Source organism: Nocardioides sp. Z30_9 (genome assembly GCF_058215735.1).
Genome location: NZ_JBZAJF010000002.1, coordinates 240,115 through 255,143, shown reverse-complemented (window position 1 = coordinate 255,143; position 15,029 = coordinate 240,115). Strand labels below are relative to the sequence as shown.

Annotated in this window: 14 protein-coding genes and 2 tRNA genes; 13 read left to right on the top strand and 3 right to left on the bottom strand. The window is 70.1% G+C overall.

What is annotated here, in order from left to right:
- Positions 1-21: 21 nt before the first annotated feature.
- The 10 genes from AC4BGB_RS11915 (at position 22) to AC4BGB_RS11870 (ending at position 9,243) form a co-directional block, all read left to right on the top strand.
- Complete coding sequence (locus AC4BGB_RS11915; protein ID WP_490547072.1) at positions 22-816, top strand: helix-turn-helix domain-containing protein; 795 nt, start codon at positions 22-24, stop codon at positions 814-816.
- A 397-nt stretch (positions 817-1,213) separates the two neighbouring features.
- Positions 1,214-3,358, top strand: a complete 2,145-nt coding sequence (gyrB, locus tag AC4BGB_RS11910; RefSeq protein WP_490547071.1) for a DNA topoisomerase (ATP-hydrolyzing) subunit B — start codon at positions 1,214-1,216, stop codon at positions 3,356-3,358.
- A gap of 167 nt (positions 3,359-3,525) precedes the next feature.
- A complete protein-coding gene (gyrA, locus tag AC4BGB_RS11905) occupies positions 3,526-6,288 on the top strand; it encodes a DNA gyrase subunit A (protein WP_490547070.1) in 2,763 nt (920 codons plus the stop codon).
- A complete protein-coding gene (locus AC4BGB_RS11900; protein ID WP_490547069.1) occupies positions 6,288-7,067 on the top strand; it encodes a DUF3566 domain-containing protein in 780 nt (259 codons plus the stop codon). The genes gyrA and AC4BGB_RS11900 overlap by 1 nt, the downstream gene beginning before the upstream one ends.
- Positions 7,068-7,156: 89 nt before the next feature.
- Positions 7,157-7,230, top strand: a tRNA-Ile gene (locus AC4BGB_RS11895).
- A 25-nt stretch (positions 7,231-7,255) separates the two neighbouring features.
- Entirely contained in the window at positions 7,256-7,381 is a 126-nt protein-coding gene (locus tag AC4BGB_RS11890; RefSeq protein ID WP_490547068.1) for a DLW-39 family protein, read from the top strand.
- Positions 7,382-7,387: 6 nt separating this feature from the next.
- Positions 7,388-7,463, top strand: a tRNA-Ala gene (locus tag AC4BGB_RS11885).
- Between the two features lie 76 nt (positions 7,464-7,539).
- Positions 7,540-8,013, top strand: a complete 474-nt coding sequence (locus AC4BGB_RS11880; protein ID WP_490547067.1) for a GNAT family N-acetyltransferase — start codon at positions 7,540-7,542, stop codon at positions 8,011-8,013.
- A 22-nt stretch (positions 8,014-8,035) separates the two neighbouring features.
- Positions 8,036-8,782, top strand: a complete 747-nt coding sequence (locus AC4BGB_RS11875; RefSeq protein WP_490547066.1) for an SURF1 family protein — start codon at positions 8,036-8,038, stop codon at positions 8,780-8,782.
- Positions 8,779-9,243, top strand: a complete 465-nt coding sequence (locus AC4BGB_RS11870) for a DUF3817 domain-containing protein (RefSeq protein ID WP_490547064.1) — start codon at positions 8,779-8,781, stop codon at positions 9,241-9,243. Before AC4BGB_RS11875 ends, AC4BGB_RS11870 begins: the two co-directional genes overlap by 4 nt.
- 9 nt (positions 9,244-9,252) lie before the next feature.
- Here AC4BGB_RS11870 and AC4BGB_RS11865 read toward each other — a convergent pair whose 3' ends face one another.
- Positions 9,253-9,999 carry a DUF5324 family protein gene (locus tag AC4BGB_RS11865; protein WP_490547062.1) on the bottom strand — a complete coding sequence of 249 codons (747 nt, stop codon included), beginning with the start codon at positions 9,997-9,999 and terminating at the stop codon, positions 9,253-9,255.
- A 242-nt stretch (positions 10,000-10,241) separates the two neighbouring features.
- On the opposite strand from AC4BGB_RS11865, the gene AC4BGB_RS11860 reads away from it, so the two are divergent.
- Together AC4BGB_RS11860 and AC4BGB_RS11855 are read left to right on the top strand one after the other, a co-directional pair.
- Positions 10,242-10,757, top strand: coding sequence for a peptidylprolyl isomerase (locus AC4BGB_RS11860; protein WP_490547061.1), 516 nt, complete (start codon positions 10,242-10,244; stop codon positions 10,755-10,757).
- A 137-nt stretch (positions 10,758-10,894) separates the two neighbouring features.
- Positions 10,895-11,695 carry a rhomboid family intramembrane serine protease gene (locus AC4BGB_RS11855; RefSeq protein ID WP_490547059.1) on the top strand — a complete coding sequence of 267 codons (801 nt, stop codon included), beginning with the start codon at positions 10,895-10,897 and terminating at the stop codon, positions 11,693-11,695.
- Positions 11,696-11,856: 161 nt separating this feature from the next.
- Here the strand turns inward: AC4BGB_RS11855 and AC4BGB_RS11850 are convergent, their stop codons facing one another.
- Positions 11,857-12,381: a cell division protein CrgA gene (locus AC4BGB_RS11850; RefSeq protein WP_490547057.1), complete on the bottom strand. Its 525-nt coding sequence runs from the start codon at positions 12,379-12,381 to the stop codon at positions 11,857-11,859.
- Between the two features lie 95 nt (positions 12,382-12,476).
- Between AC4BGB_RS11850 and AC4BGB_RS11845 the strand changes: the two genes are divergently transcribed.
- On the top strand, positions 12,477-13,244 hold the full coding sequence (locus AC4BGB_RS11845) for a DUF881 domain-containing protein (protein WP_490547056.1): 768 nt from the start codon (positions 12,477-12,479) through the stop codon (positions 13,242-13,244).
- A 55-nt stretch (positions 13,245-13,299) separates the two neighbouring features.
- Here AC4BGB_RS11845 and pknB read toward each other — a convergent pair whose 3' ends face one another.
- The gene (gene pknB / locus AC4BGB_RS11840) at positions 13,300-15,027 is read right to left on the bottom strand and encodes a Stk1 family PASTA domain-containing Ser/Thr kinase (RefSeq protein WP_490547055.1); all 1,728 of its coding nucleotides are present in this window, start codon (positions 15,025-15,027) and stop codon (positions 13,300-13,302) included.
- Positions 15,028-15,029 lie beyond the last annotated feature (2 nt).

Here is a 15,029-nt window from a genome sequence, read left to right as displayed (position 1 = left end):
GGCGCATGGGAACGTGGTGACATGACCTCTCGCACGGTCCAGGCCTCGCCGTCGGCCGGTGTCCTGCTACGCGACTGGAGGCGCCGGCGCAACCGCTCCCAGCTCGACCTCGCCCACCGGGCCGGGGTCTCACCGCGGCACGTGAGCTTCATCGAGACCGGACGCTCCCGCCCCACCAGCGAGATGATCCTGCGGTTGTGCGAGGAGCTGCAGGTGCCGCTGCGCGAGCAGAACCGGCTGCTGCTGGCCAGCGGGTACGCCCCCGCGCACGCCGAGCTGAGCCTCGCCGACCCCCCGCTCGCGGAGGTCTCGGCCGCGATCGACTCGATCCTGACCGCCCACCTGCCGTGGCCGGCCCTGGTCATCGACGGCGCCTGGGACCTGGTCGCGGCGAATGATGCGGTCTACCGGCTGGTGGACGGGGTCGCTGCGCACCTGCTCGAGCCGCCCGTGAACGTCGTACGACTCACTCTGGAGCCCGACGGCCTCGCCCCACGCATCGCGAACCTGCCCCAGTGGCGCGACGCGCTGCTCTCCCGGCTCCGCCGCGAGCACGACACCTCCGGCGACGAGCGCCTTGCGGACCTGGTCCGTGCGTACGACGTGCAGCCGCCGGCCGCCTCCGCTCCCCCGTGGCCCGAGCCGCCCCCGCTGCTCGTCCCGCTGACCCTGCAGGACGGGGATCGGCGACTCTCCTTCCTCTCCGCCACGACGGTGTTCGGCACCACCCGGGAGGTGACCGTCTCGGAGCTCGCGATCGAGGCGTTCTACCCCGCCGACGCCGCCACCCGGTCGGCGCTCGACGGCCGCGGCTGAGGGCGGTCCCCATCCCGCAATTGCTGGCAAATGACATCGACATCGGGGATCGGGATGTCATTTCCCAGCAATTGCGCGACCGGGGACCGGCGCGCCGGCGACCCGGCCGCGCACGCGCGAAATGCAGCGCTGAACGGCCGCCGGGCCGTATGGGGAGTCGAATGACCCCCTCGCGCGGCGCTCTGGACCCGATTGCGGGCCTCTGAGGGGCAATTTTCGGGCCGGATCCCCACATTCCCGGGACGGGAGAGGTGATTGTGGGCCGTGGGCGGTAGACTGGAGCTCGGTCGCCGACCCATTGTGAGGCGGCCATTGTGTTGCACGCAGCAGTGCCGACATACCCGGTTTCCGCCCTGGTGAACCAAGCGAGGGCGCACAGCAGAACAGGAAGTCCCACGTGGCCGACGAGAGCACCAGCACCACTCCCTCCGACGGCCTTCCCGAAACCCACCCACCAGCTCCCGAGGTGGTTCCGGCGAGCATCACCGAGGGGCACTCGGTGGAGGCGGGCAACTACGACGCCAGTGCGATCCAGGTCCTCGAGGGCCTCGAGGCCGTGCGCAAGCGCCCTGGCATGTACATCGGCTCCACGGGCGAGCGCGGCCTGCACCACCTGGTGTGGGAGGTCGTGGACAACTCGGTCGACGAGGCCCTCGCGGGCTTCTGCGACCGGGTCGAGGTGACGATCCTGCCCGACGGTGCCATCCAGGTCTCCGACAACGGCCGCGGCATCCCGGTCGACATCCCCGCAGGTCAGGAGCTTCCGGCCGTCACGGTCGTGCTCACCGTGCTGCACGCGGGCGGCAAGTTCGGCGGTTCCGGCTACAAGGTCTCCGGCGGCCTGCACGGCGTGGGCATCTCGGTGGTGAACGCGCTCTCCAAGCGCGTCGAGGTCGAGATCAAGCGCGACGGCTTCCGCTGGTTCCAGGCGTTCGAGATGGGGGTCCCCACCGGACCCCTGGAGAAGCTCGAGCCGACCGAGGAGACCGGCACCACGACCCGGTTCTGGGCCAACGACGACATCTTCGAGACCACCGAGTACTCCTTCGAGACGATCTCCAACCGGTTCCGGGAGATGGCCTTCCTCAACAAGGGCCTCGAGATCGTCGTACGCGACGAACGGCCCTCGGCCGCGGTGATCGCGGAGGCGATCGAGGACGGCACCGTCTCCGCGGACGTCGAGGACGGCGGCGAGGGCGCCCAGGCGGCGCACAGCGCGCCCGGCGGGGTGATGGAGCGCCGGTTCAAGTACGACCGCGGGCTCGTCGACTACGTCGAGCACCTCAACCGCAGCAAGACCATCGCCAACCCGACGGTGATCAACTTCGAGGCCGAGACGCCCGAGAGCCACGAGAGCCACATGAGCCTCGAGCTCGCGATGCAGTGGAACACCACCTACAACGAGTCGGTGCACACCTTCGCGAACACGATCAACACCTACGAGGGCGGCACCCACGAGGAGGGCTTCCGGGCCTCCCTGACGACCCTGGTCAACAACTGGGGCGAGGAGTGGGGCCTGATCAAGAAGCCCGAGGACCGGGTCAAGGGCGACGACATCCGCGAGGGCCTGACCGCGATCATCTCGATCAAGCTCGCCGACCCCCAGTTCGAGGGGCAGACCAAGACCAAGCTGGGCAACACCGAGGCCAAGGGCTTCGTGCAGCGGATCGTCAACGACCAGCTCGGTGACTGGTTCCAGAAGAACCCCGCCGAGGGCAAGGACATCGTCCGCAAGGCGCAGTCGGCCGCCCAGGCCCGCGTCGCCGCCCGCAAGGCCCGTGACCTGGCCCGCTCGCGCAAGGACCTCTTCGGTGGCGGCGGCCTGCCCGGCAAGCTCTCGGACTGCCAGTCGACCAACCCCGAGGAGTGCGAGGTCTTCATCGTCGAGGGTGACTCCGCCGGCGGCTCCGCCCGCCAGGGACGTGATCCCCGGATCCAGGCGATCCTGCCGATCCGCGGAAAGATCCTCAACGTGGAGAAGGCTCGCCTCGACAAGGTGCTGGCCAACGCCGAGGTCCAGGCGATCATCTCCGCCCTCGGCACCGGTGTGCACGAGGAGTTCGCCATCGACAAGCTGCGCTACCACAAGGTCGTGCTGATGGCCGACGCCGACGTCGACGGCCACCACATCAACACCTTGCTGCTCACCTTGCTGTTCCGGTTCATGCGGCCGCTGATCGAGGGCGGGTTCGTCTACATGGCCCAGCCGCCGCTCTACCGGCTGCGCTGGAACAAGCCGGCCGAGCACGAGTTCGTGTACTCCGACAGCGAGCGCGACCTGATGATGGCCGACGGCCTCGCCCAGGGGAAGAAGCTCCCCAAGGAGAACCCGGTCCAGCGCTACAAGGGCCTCGGTGAGATGAACGCCGAGGAGCTGTGGGAGACCACGATGAACCCCGACCAGCGGCTGATGCTGCAGGTCACCCTCGAGGATGCCGCCCAGGCCGACGAGGTGTTCTCCGTGCTGATGGGCGAGGACGTCGCCAGCCGGCGCGGCTTCATCCAGCGCAACGCAAAAGACGTCCGCTTCCTCGACATCTGATGAGCGCCGCGATCCGCACGCCCTGGCGGCGCCCCAGGAATCAACAGCGTGTCGGTCGACGGGCCGCTTTGCCCGCTCAGCCGTTCCAGGCCCGCCTTCCCTCATCGGCCTTGCCATCGCACGCACCTCGCAACGCCTGACTCCCGAAAGAACGAGAGTGAATTCGAATGACTGAGACCCCCACCGACGGCAGCGGCCCCATCGCACCGGGCCCCGGCGGCCGGATCGAGCCGATCGAGCTGCAGACCTCGATGCAGCGGGCCTACATCGACTACGCGATGGCGGTCATCGTGGGCAGGGCGCTGCCCGACGTACGTGACGGCCTCAAGCCGGTGCACCGTCGGGTCCTCTACGCGATGTACGACGGCGGCTACCGCCCCGACCGCGGGTTCTCCAAGTGCTCGCGCGTCGTGGGTGACGTGATGGGTCAGTACCACCCGCACGGTGACTCCGCGATCTACGACACCTTGGTGCGTCTCGCGCAGCCGTGGGTGATGCGCGCGCCGCTGATCCAGGGGCAGGGCAACTTCGGCTCGCCGGGCAACGACGCCGCCGCCGCGATGCGGTACACCGAGTGCCGGATGGCGCCGCTGGCCCTCGAGATGGTCCGCGACATCGAGCAGGACACCGTCGACTTCCAGCCCAACTACGACGGCCGCAGCCAGGAGCCGACGGTGCTGCCGTCGCGCTACCCCAACCTGCTGGTCAACGGCTCGGCCGGCATCGCGGTCGGGATGGCCACCAACATCCCCCCGCACAACCTGCGCGAGGTCGCGGCGGGTGCCCAGTGGGCGCTCGAGCACCCCGACGCCAGCCGTGAGGAGCTCCAGGACGCGCTGATCGAGCGGATCAAGGGCCCCGACTTCCCCAACGGCGCCCTGATCGTGGGCCGCGAGGGCATCGAGCAGGCCTACCGCACCGGCCGCGGCTCGGTGACCCAGCGCGCGGTCATCGAGATCGACGAGGACGCCCGGGGCCGCACCTGCCTGAACATCACCGAGCTGCCCTACATGGTCAACCCGGACAACCTGGCCGAGAAGATCGCCGACCTGGTCCGCGGCGGCAAGGTCCAGGGGATCGCCGATGTGCGCGACGACTCCTCGGGCCGTACCGGCCAGCGGCTGGTCGTGGTGCTGCGCCGCGACGCCGTCGCCCGGGTCGTGCTGAACAACCTGCTCAAGCACACCGAGCTGCAGACCAACTTCAGCGCCAACATGCTGGCGCTGGTCGACGGGGTGCCGCGCACGCTGACGATCGACCAGTTCATCAGCGCGTGGGTCACCCACCAGATCGAGGTCATCCAGCGCCGGACCCGCTTCCGCCTCGCCGAGGCCGAGCGCCGCGCCCACATCCTGCGCGGGCTGGTCAAGGCCCTCGACATGCTCGACGAGGTGATCGCGCTGATCCGGCGCTCACCCGAGGTAGACGACGCCCGCCAGGGCCTGATCGAGCTGCTCGAGATCGACGAGATCCAGGCCAACGCGATCCTGGACATGCAGCTGCGTCGCCTCGCCGCCCTGGAGCGTCAGAAGATCATCGACCAGCTGGCCGAGATCGAGATCGAGATCGCCGACCTCGAGGACATCCTCGCCCGCGAGGAGCGCCAGCGTCAGATCGTCTCCGACGAGCTCACCGCGATCGTGGAGAAGTACGGCGACGACCGTCGTACCCAGATCATCGCGGCCGACGGCGACCTCTCGATGGAGGACCTGATCCCCGACGAGGACCTCGTCGTGACGATCACCCGCGGCGGCTACGCCAAGCGGACCCTGGCCAGCCAGTACCGCACCCAGAAGCGGGGCGGCAAGGGCGTGCGTGGGGCCGCACTGCGCGGAGACGACGTGGTGGAGCACTTCATGGCCACGACCAACCACCACTGGCTGCTGTTCTTCACCACGGCCGGTCGGGTCTACCGCACCAAGGCCTACAACCTGCCCGAGGCGTCTCGTGACGCCAAGGGCAGCCACGTCGCGGGGCTGCTGTCCTTCCAGCCCGACGAGGACATCGCGCAGGTGCTGGCGATCCGCGACTACCAGCAGGCCCCCTACCTGGTGCTCGCCACCCGGGCGGGACTGGTCAAGAAGACGCGGCTCGGGGACTACGACAGTCCCCGCCAGGCCGGCGTGATCGCGATCAACTTCCGCGAGGACGACGACGAGCTGATCGGTGCCGAGCTGGTCAACCCCGGCGACGACATCCTGCTGGTCTCTCGCAAGGGGCAGGCGATCCGGTTCCCCGCCGACGACACCCAGCTGCGCCCGATGGGCCGCGCCACCAGCGGCGTCCAGGGGATGAAGTTCCGCGAGGGCGACTCGGTGCTCTCGATGTCGGTGATCAGGGCTGAGCAGGTGGCTGCCGAGGAGTCCGTGGAGGGTGAGGCCGCCGAGTCCGACGAGGTCGCCGAGCAGTACGTGTTCACGATGACCGACGGCGGCTTCGCCAAGCGCACCCGGATCTCCGACTACCGCACCCAGTCGCGCGGCGGCCTGGGCATCAAGGCGATGTCGCTGAGCAACGAGGACCGCGGCGGCCTGGTCGGCGCGTTCATCGTGGTCGAGGGCGACGAGATCCTCTCGATCACCTCGGGCGGCCAGGTCGTCCGCAGCCCCATCGACGACCAGTTCCGGCCCACCGGACGCTCCACCATGGGCGTGAAGTTCGTCTCTCCGAAGGGCAAGGACACCGTCGCGGTGGTCGCTCGCAGCGTCGAGAAGGACGCGGCCGTCGAGGAGGCCGTGGAGGAAGCCGTCGACGAGGCAGCCGCGGAGCAGGCGGACGCCGATTCGGGGGCCGGTGACGCCGGATCCGGTGCCGAGTTCGAGGGTGGTGCCACTATGGAGGTCGAGGACGCCATCGAGGGCGCTCCCGACACCGACACCGACACCGACGACGGCACGGTCACCGACATCGAGCCGGGAGACGAGAGCTGATGGCTGAGGCTCGCGAAGACGACTCCGTCGCCTCACGGCGAAATCTGGGCGGACCGATCCTGCCGCCCCCTCCGCCAGGGCTGGCGGAGGAGTCCGGGAAGTCCCAGGAGGCCAGGCCCGCCCAGGAGCGGTCAACAGAGGCCACGTCCCAGGCTGGGCCGGCGGAGGCCCGGCCGGCGAAGAAGTCCGCGGTCAAGAAGTCCACGACCAGGTCGCCGAGGCAGGCGCGAGCCGACAAGGAGCGCGCGAAGGCCTCCGGCGGGCAGGGCGCCGAAGCGGTCTCGGTGGGCACCAGCGAGGCCCCGGCCGGGCGCAACAGCGGTTTCCGGCGACCCCGCGCGGGTGCTGCCACGCAGGCGAGCAACGGGGCCCGGACCGAGGCGGCGACCAAGCCGGCCGCGCCGCGTCGTACCCGCCGGGCGCAGCTGCGCCTGGTCCAGGTCGACGCGTGGTCGGTGATGAAGACCTCGTTCCTGCTCTCGATCGCGCTGGGCATCGTGCTGGTGGTCGCCGTGGCGATCATCTGGGCGGTGCTGGGGGCCTCGGGGGTCTGGGACGCCGTGAACTCGGTCGCCCAGCAGGCCGTCGGCGGCACCGGGGACGACCCGTTCCGGATCCAGGACTACGTCGGCACCTCCCGGGTGCTCGGTTTCACGATGATCGTGGCCGTCCTCGACGTCATCTTGATCACAGCGATCGCGACCCTGGGAGCGTTCCTCTACAACCTCTCCGCGGCGCTGCTCGGCGGTATCGAGGTCACCCTGGCCGAGGACAACTGAGCGCCTTCCGGAGGCGTTTTGTAGGGGCTCCTGCGCATGGGGTAGCCTTCCCTCTCGGTCCACCCGGCAGCAGTCGCGGGTGCACTTCCGGGCCTATAGCTCAGACGGTTAGAGCGCTTCCCTGATAAGGAAGAGGTCAGAGGTTCAAGTCCTCTTAGGCCCACCGACCACCACTGGAGGAGACAGCCGTGAAGAAGATCCTGCTCGTAGCGGCAGCAGCTCTCGGCGCTGTCATCGCGAAGAAGAAGATGGACGAGGGCAAGCGCGAGCAGGCCCTGTGGCAGCAGGCCACCGACAGCGTCGAGAAGGCGTAGTCCCCCGGGGCCTTGGCGCAATTGGTAGCGCACCTGCTTTGCAAGCAGGGGGTTAGGGGTTCGAGTCCCCTAGGCTCCACCACCCCGCTGTGGGGTTGATCACCGGCAGCAGGTGCGTGCGTTCCACCCCATAGGGGCGACTGGCGATACTGGACTCCATGAGCCTCGCCGTCACCTGGTCGCTGCTGGCGCCCGCGGACCTCGACGTCCCCACGCTGTACGACGTGCTCAGGCTGCGGTCGGCGGTCTTCGTGGTGGAGCAGGAGTGCGCCTACCAGGACATCGACGGGCAGGACCTGCTCGACGGCACCCGGCACCTGGTCGGCCGGGACGGTGGCGCGATCGCGGCGTACGCACGGATCCTGGCTCCCGACGAGCAGCACCCGGTGCCGCGGATCGGCCGGGTGATCGTCAACGAGGCGGCCCGCGGGCACCAGCTCGGCCGGCGGCTGATGGAGCAGGCACTGGCCCTCTGTGAGGAGGCCTGGCCAGGTGTCGCGGTCGAGCTGGGCGGGCAGGCGCACCTCGAGGGGTTCTACGCCAGCCTGGGCTTCCGCGCGGTGGGTGCGCCCTACGACGAGGACGGCATCATGCACGTGTGGATGCGGCGTGAGGGAATTCGCCCGGCCTGAGGACCCCCCGTACTCTGGGGGCGTGTCTCTCCTGCTCGCCCCCCGATACTGGGGCGCTCATCTGCTGATGGTGGCGGCGCTGGCGGCGGCGACGCTGCTGGGGATCTGGCAGCTGGACGTGTGGGACTCCGCGCGTACGGCGGAGGCTCGCAACGTGACCCGCGCCGAGCCGATCCCGCTCTCGAAGGCGATGACCGGCGACAGTGCGTTCCCGGGCCAGTACCTCGGCCAGCCGGTGGCGTTCGAGGGTGAGTGGATGCCCGGCGACACGCTGTACGTCGAGGGTCGCCAGGTCGACGGCAAGGACGGCTACTGGGTCGTCACCCCCGTCCTGATCGGTGACAGCGCGATGCCGGTCGTGCGTGGCTGGTCCCCGGACACCGACGTCGCGGTCCCCAACGGACCCGTGAAGGTCGAGGGGTGGCTGCAGGCCTCGGAGGGCGCGAGGATCCCCGACCCCGACCCGCACGACCACGTGATGCCCGAGATGCGGATCGCCAGCATGGTCGAGCACGTCGACGCCGACCTCTACAGCGGCTACGTGGTGGCCCGCGACGTGAGTGGAGAGGCCTCCGGGCTGGTCGCGGTGTCCCCGGACTCGGTCCCGGCCGTCTCCAGCACGACCTCTCTGAAGAACCTGCTCTACGGCTTCCAGTGGTGGATCTTCGGCGGGTTCGCCATCTACATCTGGGTCCGGTGGTGCCGCGACGTGCTCGAGGCGTCCCGGGAACCGGCGGCCAGGGCCGGAGAGGTAGCGTCGCAGCCGTGACCAAGGTCGAGCTTCCTGCCAACCTGCGTTCCGCGCTGCTGCGCTACCGGGTGATGGCCACCATCGTCGGGATCCTGCTGATCGTGCTGATCCTGGTCGGCGTGCCGCTCGGCAACTTCGACGGCACCGCGATGTGGGGGATCTTCGACTCCACTCCGGCGCTCTGGGCCGAGGGCAGCCGGGGCCACGAGGTGGGCGAGTGGATCACCAGCGTGCTCGGCGTCGCCCACGGGTGGCTCTACATGATCTTCGTGCTCACGGCCTTCCAGCTGTCCCGCCGAGCCGGGTGGCCGACCGGGTTCAGCGTGGTCACGTTCCTGATGGGCACCGTCCCGATCCTGAGCTTCTGGGCCGAGCACCGTGCGACGGCCCGCGTCCGCCGCGAGTGGGGCACGCCGGTCGGGCAGAACGACTCCGAGAACGACAGCGGCCCGCCGCACGAGGTGCGACGGGCCGGCTGAGGAGCTCGCTCAGGGCTTCTTGGGGTCCTCCACGGAGGTGACGTCCACGGCCTCGGCGGGAGCGTCGGGCGTGGTCACCTCGTGCGGCTCCTCGACGGCGTCCGAGATGGACTCACCGGGGCTGGAGCCGACCGGACCGGAGTCGGCCGGGACATCAGCCGCGTGGCTGCCGACCGTGGGCGCCGCGGCGCTCGGGCTGGGTGCCGGGGCGGCGGGTGCGGGGCTCGGGGCGTACGACGTCTGCCAGTTGGCCGACTCGTTGCCGCCACGCAGCTTCTGCACCGCGAGGACACCGAGGCCGGCGAGGCCGGCGATCACGAAGTACTTCTTCTTGCCGCCCTTGCGCTTGACCGGCTCACCCTTGAGGGCGGCGGCGGCCAGGCTCCCGCGGCGCTGGGCCTCGAGCGCCACCGGGGTGCCGGCTGCGAGCGCGGCTGCGGCGCCCTTGGACAGTCGTTCGCGAGCGTCCTCGACGTACGGCGTGGCCTGCTCGCGCGCGTCGGCGAGGTAGGGCGCGAGCTGCTCACGTGCCTCGTTGATCCGGGGCGCGATGTGGTCGCGCGCCTCGCTGATGCGCGGGGCGATGTGGTCGCGCGCCTCGCTCAGACGGGGCGCGAGCTGCTCGCGCGCGTCGTTGATGCGCGGGGCGAGCTCGTCGCGAGCCCGCTCCACGTGGGGGGCGATGGCCTCTGACAGGTCGTGGGCGAGGTCCTGGGCCTGCTCGACGAACTTCTCCTTGCGGCTCTTGGCAAACATGGGTTGCAAGACTCCCTCTCTGCGGAGTTCGGGTGCGGCTGAGCCCCGATCATGCCCGGTGTGCGGGGGTAAATAAACCCGCGTCCACCGTGGGTGAGCGGGCGAGGGACGCGCCGGGTCACCCGCCGGCGCGGCTGGGGCGCCTGGCCGAAGGCCCCCTGCGGGCGGCCTGACCCGCGCTGGGGTCTGCGTGGGAGGATCAATGCCGACGTCCTCGTAAGACACATACCCGAAAGGCAGACATGTCTGACCTCAAGGCCACGCTCAAGACCAACCGTGGCGACATCGTGATCAACCTCTTCCCCGACCACGCCCCCGTGACGGTGGAGAACTTCACCGGCCTCGCCGAGGGCACCAAGGAGTACAAGGACGACGCGGGCCGCTCCGGGGTGCCCTTCTACGACGGCCTCGGCTTCCACCGCGTGATCGAGGGCTTCATGATCCAGGGCGGCTGCCCCCTCGGCACCGGCACCGGCGGGCCGGGCTACAAGTTCAAGGACGAGTTCCACCCCGAGCTGCAGTTCGACCGTCCCTACCTGCTCGCGATGGCCAACGCCGGCCCGGGGACGAACGGCTCGCAGTTCTTCATCACCGTGGGCCCCACCCCGCACCTGAACCGGCGCCACACGATCTTCGGCGAGGTGGCCGACCAGGCCAGCCGTGAGGTCGTCGACGCGATCGCCTCGACCCCGACCGGTCGCGGCGACCAGCCGGTCGAGCCGGTGGTCATCGAGACGGTGGAGATCGAGCGCGGGTGACCCCTCCGGTTGGTCCGCCGGTGGGTGGGGCGGGTCCGGCGAACGTGCCGACCGCCCCACCCACCTGCTACCGCCACCCCGACCGGGAGACCTGGATCCGGTGCCAGCGCTGCGAACGGCCCATCTGCCCTGACTGCATGAACCCCGCGGCGGTCGGCTTCCAGTGCCCCGACTGCGTGAAGGCGGGCAACAAGGGCTCCCGCCAGCTCCTCACGCCGTACGGCGGCCAGCGCGTCGCCGACCCCCGGCTGACCACCTACGTGCTGATCGGCCTCAACCTCGCGGTGTGGGTGCTGATCCAGGCCACGGGCGGGCGCACCAGCGAGGTGCTCTACAGGCTCGCGCTGATCCCCGCCTTCACCGGCAGGCCCACCGGCGACGGTGGCCGGGTCCTGGCGGAGGGGGTCGCGATGGGCGCCTGGTGGCAGCCGTTCACCTCGATGTTCACCCACGAGCAGGCGTTGCACATCGGGTTCAACATGCTTGCGCTCTACTTCCTGGGACCGATGCTGGAGAACGTCCTCGGGCGGACCCGCTTCCTGGCGCTCTACCTGGTCTCCGGCCTCACCGGCTCCGCGGCGGTGATGGTGCTGTCCAACGCCTACGTGGCCACCCTGGGAGCCTCCGGCGCCATCTTCGGCCTGATGGGCGCCCTGGCCGTGGTCGCGTTGAAGGTCCGTGGGCAGGTGCAGTCGATCCTGATGTGGATCGGACTGAACCTGGTGTTCACCTTCACCCTCAGCGGCATCTCCTGGCAGGGGCACCTCGGTGGCCTGCTCGGCGGGGCGGCCCTGGGCGCGGCGATGGCCTACGCGCCGCGATCGCGGCGTTCGCTGGTGCAGTGGACCGCCACCGGGCTGGTGCTCGGCATCGCCGTGTTGCTGATCGTGGCCCGCGGGGTCGCGCTCTCCGGTGCCGGTCTCGTGGCTCCCGGCTGAGCCGGAAGCACACGGCGACCACGCCTGAACCATGTCTGAGCCATGTCTGGGCCACGCCTGGGCCACGCCTGAACCATGCCGGGAAACCACAGAATTACACCGGTGGAAGTTGTCCACAGCTGTGTACAACCCTGTGGAGAACTACACCGGTGTAAGTAGGGCTACTCCCACTTGGTGGCGAAGGTGAACCCCACCGCCATGAACCCGATGCCGACCAGCAGGTTGTACTGGTCGAGGTCCTTCATCACGGGGACCGGCCCGTCCTGGCCGATGAAGTAGAACGCCACGATCCAGATCAGCCCGATCAGGAAGCACCCGAGCATCCCGATCACCACGCCGCGCCCCCGGCCCAGGGGGGTCAGCTTGTGCGCGGAGGCGGCGAGGCCGGCGAAGATCAGCCCGAACCCGATCAGGAAGTTCCAGCGACCGAGGTCGGCCATCCACGGCAGCGGGTTGGCCGGCTTCTTGGCGCCCGGGAAGTCCGTGAAGGTGGCCGCGTCCTTGGCGTAGTTGATGTAGACCGCCATCCAGGCGATCCCCGCCACGACCAGCAGCACGGCGATCACCGTCCGCGGGATCGAGGTCTGGTACCCACTGGCGATCACGGTGGGCTTGCGCGCGGACGGCTTGGACACGGTCGACTCCTTGGGGCATCGGGTACGAGCACGTCGGGCAGCCCCGCGCACCCAGAATGCGTTGCAGTGGTCGCTGGCCCGGGAAACAGCCCGGACGCGAGGCACTAGCCTAGTCACGCCAGGACCGATCGAGAGCAGGCGCCCCGTTGAGCATCAACCGTCATCTGAAGGCGATCCGCTGGCGCCTGGTCGCGATGATGGTCTTCGTGGTGGCCGGCGCCCTGTTCGTGACCAGCGCCCTGGCCTCCGGCGGCCTGGACCTGCGCGCCTCCAGCGTCACCAACCTGGACACCGTGGTGCGCCAGGAACGCCAGCGCACCGACTCCCTCCAGCGCCGGGTAGCCGCCCTCACCCGTGAGGTGGCCACGCTGGGTGAGGCGGTCGACGACGCCGAGGTGAGCAACGTGCAGGCCGAGGTTGCCGCGCTGCGTGGGCCCGCCGGGTTCGAGAAGGTCCGCGGGCCGGCCGTGACGGTGGTGCTCGAGGACGCGCCCGAGGACGCCATCGACCGCGCCCTGGAGGACGGCGAGGTGACCGCCGACCAGCTCGTCGTGCACCAGCAGGACATCCAGGCCGTGGTGAACGCGCTCTGGGCGGGCGGGGCCGAGGCGATGACGCTGCAGGAGCAGCGCGTGATCAGCACCACCGGCATCAAGTGCGTCGGCAACACGGTCGTGCTGCACGGCGTCCCCTACGCGCCGCCCTACGAGATCACCGCCATCGGTGACGTCGGCTCCCTGATGGCCAGCCTCGACGCCAGCGACTACATCGCGGGCTACAAGACCTACGTCGACGCCCACGACCTCGGTTACGAGGTGCGGGTCGAGTCGGACCTCACCATGGCGGCGTACGGCGGCAGCAGCGACCTGCGCTACGCCGAGCCGGACACCAGCGGCACCATCGGGCGCGACTGAGCCCTTGCCGGGCCGCTGTTCTGGGCCGCTCTCTGGGCCGCTCTCCGGGCGGGCCTCAGGGCGTGGGCAGGGCCGAGGTCGAGGGCTCGGTCGGCGTCGGTGAGGGCGAGGGAGCCGGAGCCGGTGGCTCGTAGGTCGAGACCACGATCGTCACGGGGCTGCCCTCGTCGAGCTCCTGCCCCGCCGAGGGACTCTGCTGCAGGACGGTGCCCTTCTGCGACTCGGTGCTGGAGTCGGTCACCCGGCTGACCTTGAAGCCGGCCGCCTCGATCAGCCGGGTCGCCTCCGCCTCGGTCTTGCCGACCACGTTCGGCACCGACTCGGGGCCGTCGGACCAGAACAGGGTCACCTTGGAGCCGTCGGCCACCGACGTCCCGGCGGGGGGCTGCATCGCGACCACCTGGTCGCGCGGGTCGTCAGCGTTGCGCTCGCTGAGCAGCACGCGCAGCCCGAGGCCGCGCAGCTGCTGGGCGGCGTCCCCCTTGGGCTGGCCCACCACGCTGGGCAGCTCCACCTGGGGTCTTCCCTCGGAGACGACGAAGTCGACCTTCGACTGCGGGTCGACCTCGAGCCCGGCCTGCGGGGTCTGCGAGATCACCCGGCCCTCGGCGACCTCCTTGCTGGCAGCGGTGGTGACCTCGCCCACCTCGAGGTTGCGGTCGCGGATGGTGCGCTCGGCCTGGTCGCGGGTCAGGCCGGTGATCGTCGGCACCGCCTGCTTCTCGGGCTCGCTGTCGAGCAGCCTGGGCCCGAACACCACGCCTGCCGCGACCAGCGCGAGCAGCAGCAGCACCAGCAGGATCACCGGTCCGCGCTTCCTGCGCTCGGGCTCGTCGTCCTCGGGTGGCGGACCGAGCGTCCCCATCACCTGGGTGGCGCCGGCGGGCGGGAGGTAGCCGGTGGGGTGGGCGGCCACGGCGGGAGCCTGGACCGGCCGGCCCGCGAGGTAGCGGTCGATGTCGGCCTTCATCGCTGCCGCGCTCGGGTAGCGGTCACCCACGTTCTTGGCCAGCGACTTCATCACGATCGCGTCGATCTCCGGCGTGATCTCCTCGTCGTACGCCGACGGCGGCTGGGCCTGCTCGCGCACGTGCTGGTAGGCCACCGAGACCGGGCTGTCGCCGACGAAGGGCGGCCGGCCGGTGAGGAGCTCGTAGAGCAGGCAGCCGGTGGAGTAGACGTCGGAGCGGGAGTCGACGGTCTCGCCGCGAGCCTGCTCGGGGGAGAGGTACTGCGCGGTGCCGACCACGGCCGCGGTCTGGGTCATCGTGCTGGAGGCGTCCGAGACGGCGCGGGCGATGCCGAAGTCCATCACCTTGACGTCACCGGAGGGGGTGAGCATCACGTTCCCGGGCTTGATGTCGCGGTGGATGATCCCGGCCCGGTGGCTGTAGTCGAGCGCGTCGAGCACGCCGGAGGTGATCTCCAGGGCGCGCTCGGGCAGGATCTTGCGGCCCTCGCGGACGATGTCGCGCAGGGTCCGGCCGGCGACGTACTCCATCACGATGTAGGGCTGGGCGACGTGGCTGCCGTCGGTCGACATCTCCTCGCCGGTGTCGTAGACCGAGACGATCGCGGGGTGGTTCAGGGAGGCCGCCGACTGGGCCTCGCGCCGGAACCGCGCCTGGAAGGTGGCGTCACTGGCCAGGTCGGTGCGCAGGCGCTTGATGGCCACGGTGCGTCCCAGACGGACGTCGGTGCCCTTGCGGACCTCGGCCATGCCCCCTCGCCCGAGCAGCTCGCCCACCTCGTAGCGGCCGCCGATGCGGTGCGGTTCGGTCATCG

Bases quoted from the DNA above. Each gene is read 5' to 3' on its own strand.
- AC4BGB_RS11860 (WP_490547061.1), top strand. From the start codon at position 10,242: ATGTCTGACCTCAAGGCCACGCTCAAGACCAACCGTGGCGACATCGTG.
- gyrA (WP_490547070.1), top strand. From the start codon at position 3,526: ATGACTGAGACCCCCACCGACGGCAGCGGCCCCATCGCACCGGGCCCC.
- AC4BGB_RS11855 (WP_490547059.1), top strand. From the start codon at position 10,895: ATGAACCCCGCGGCGGTCGGCTTCCAGTGCCCCGACTGCGTGAAGGCG.
- AC4BGB_RS11880 (WP_490547067.1), top strand. From the start codon at position 7,540: ATGAGCCTCGCCGTCACCTGGTCGCTGCTGGCGCCCGCGGACCTCGAC.
- AC4BGB_RS11915 (WP_490547072.1), top strand. From the start codon at position 22: ATGACCTCTCGCACGGTCCAGGCCTCGCCGTCGGCCGGTGTCCTGCTA.
- pknB (WP_490547055.1), bottom strand. From the start codon at position 15,027: ATGACCGAACCGCACCGCATCGGCGGCCGCTACGAGGTGGGCGAGCTG.
- AC4BGB_RS11865 (WP_490547062.1), bottom strand. From the start codon at position 9,999: ATGTTTGCCAAGAGCCGCAAGGAGAAGTTCGTCGAGCAGGCCCAGGAC.
- AC4BGB_RS11900 (WP_490547069.1), top strand. From the start codon at position 6,288: ATGGCTGAGGCTCGCGAAGACGACTCCGTCGCCTCACGGCGAAATCTG.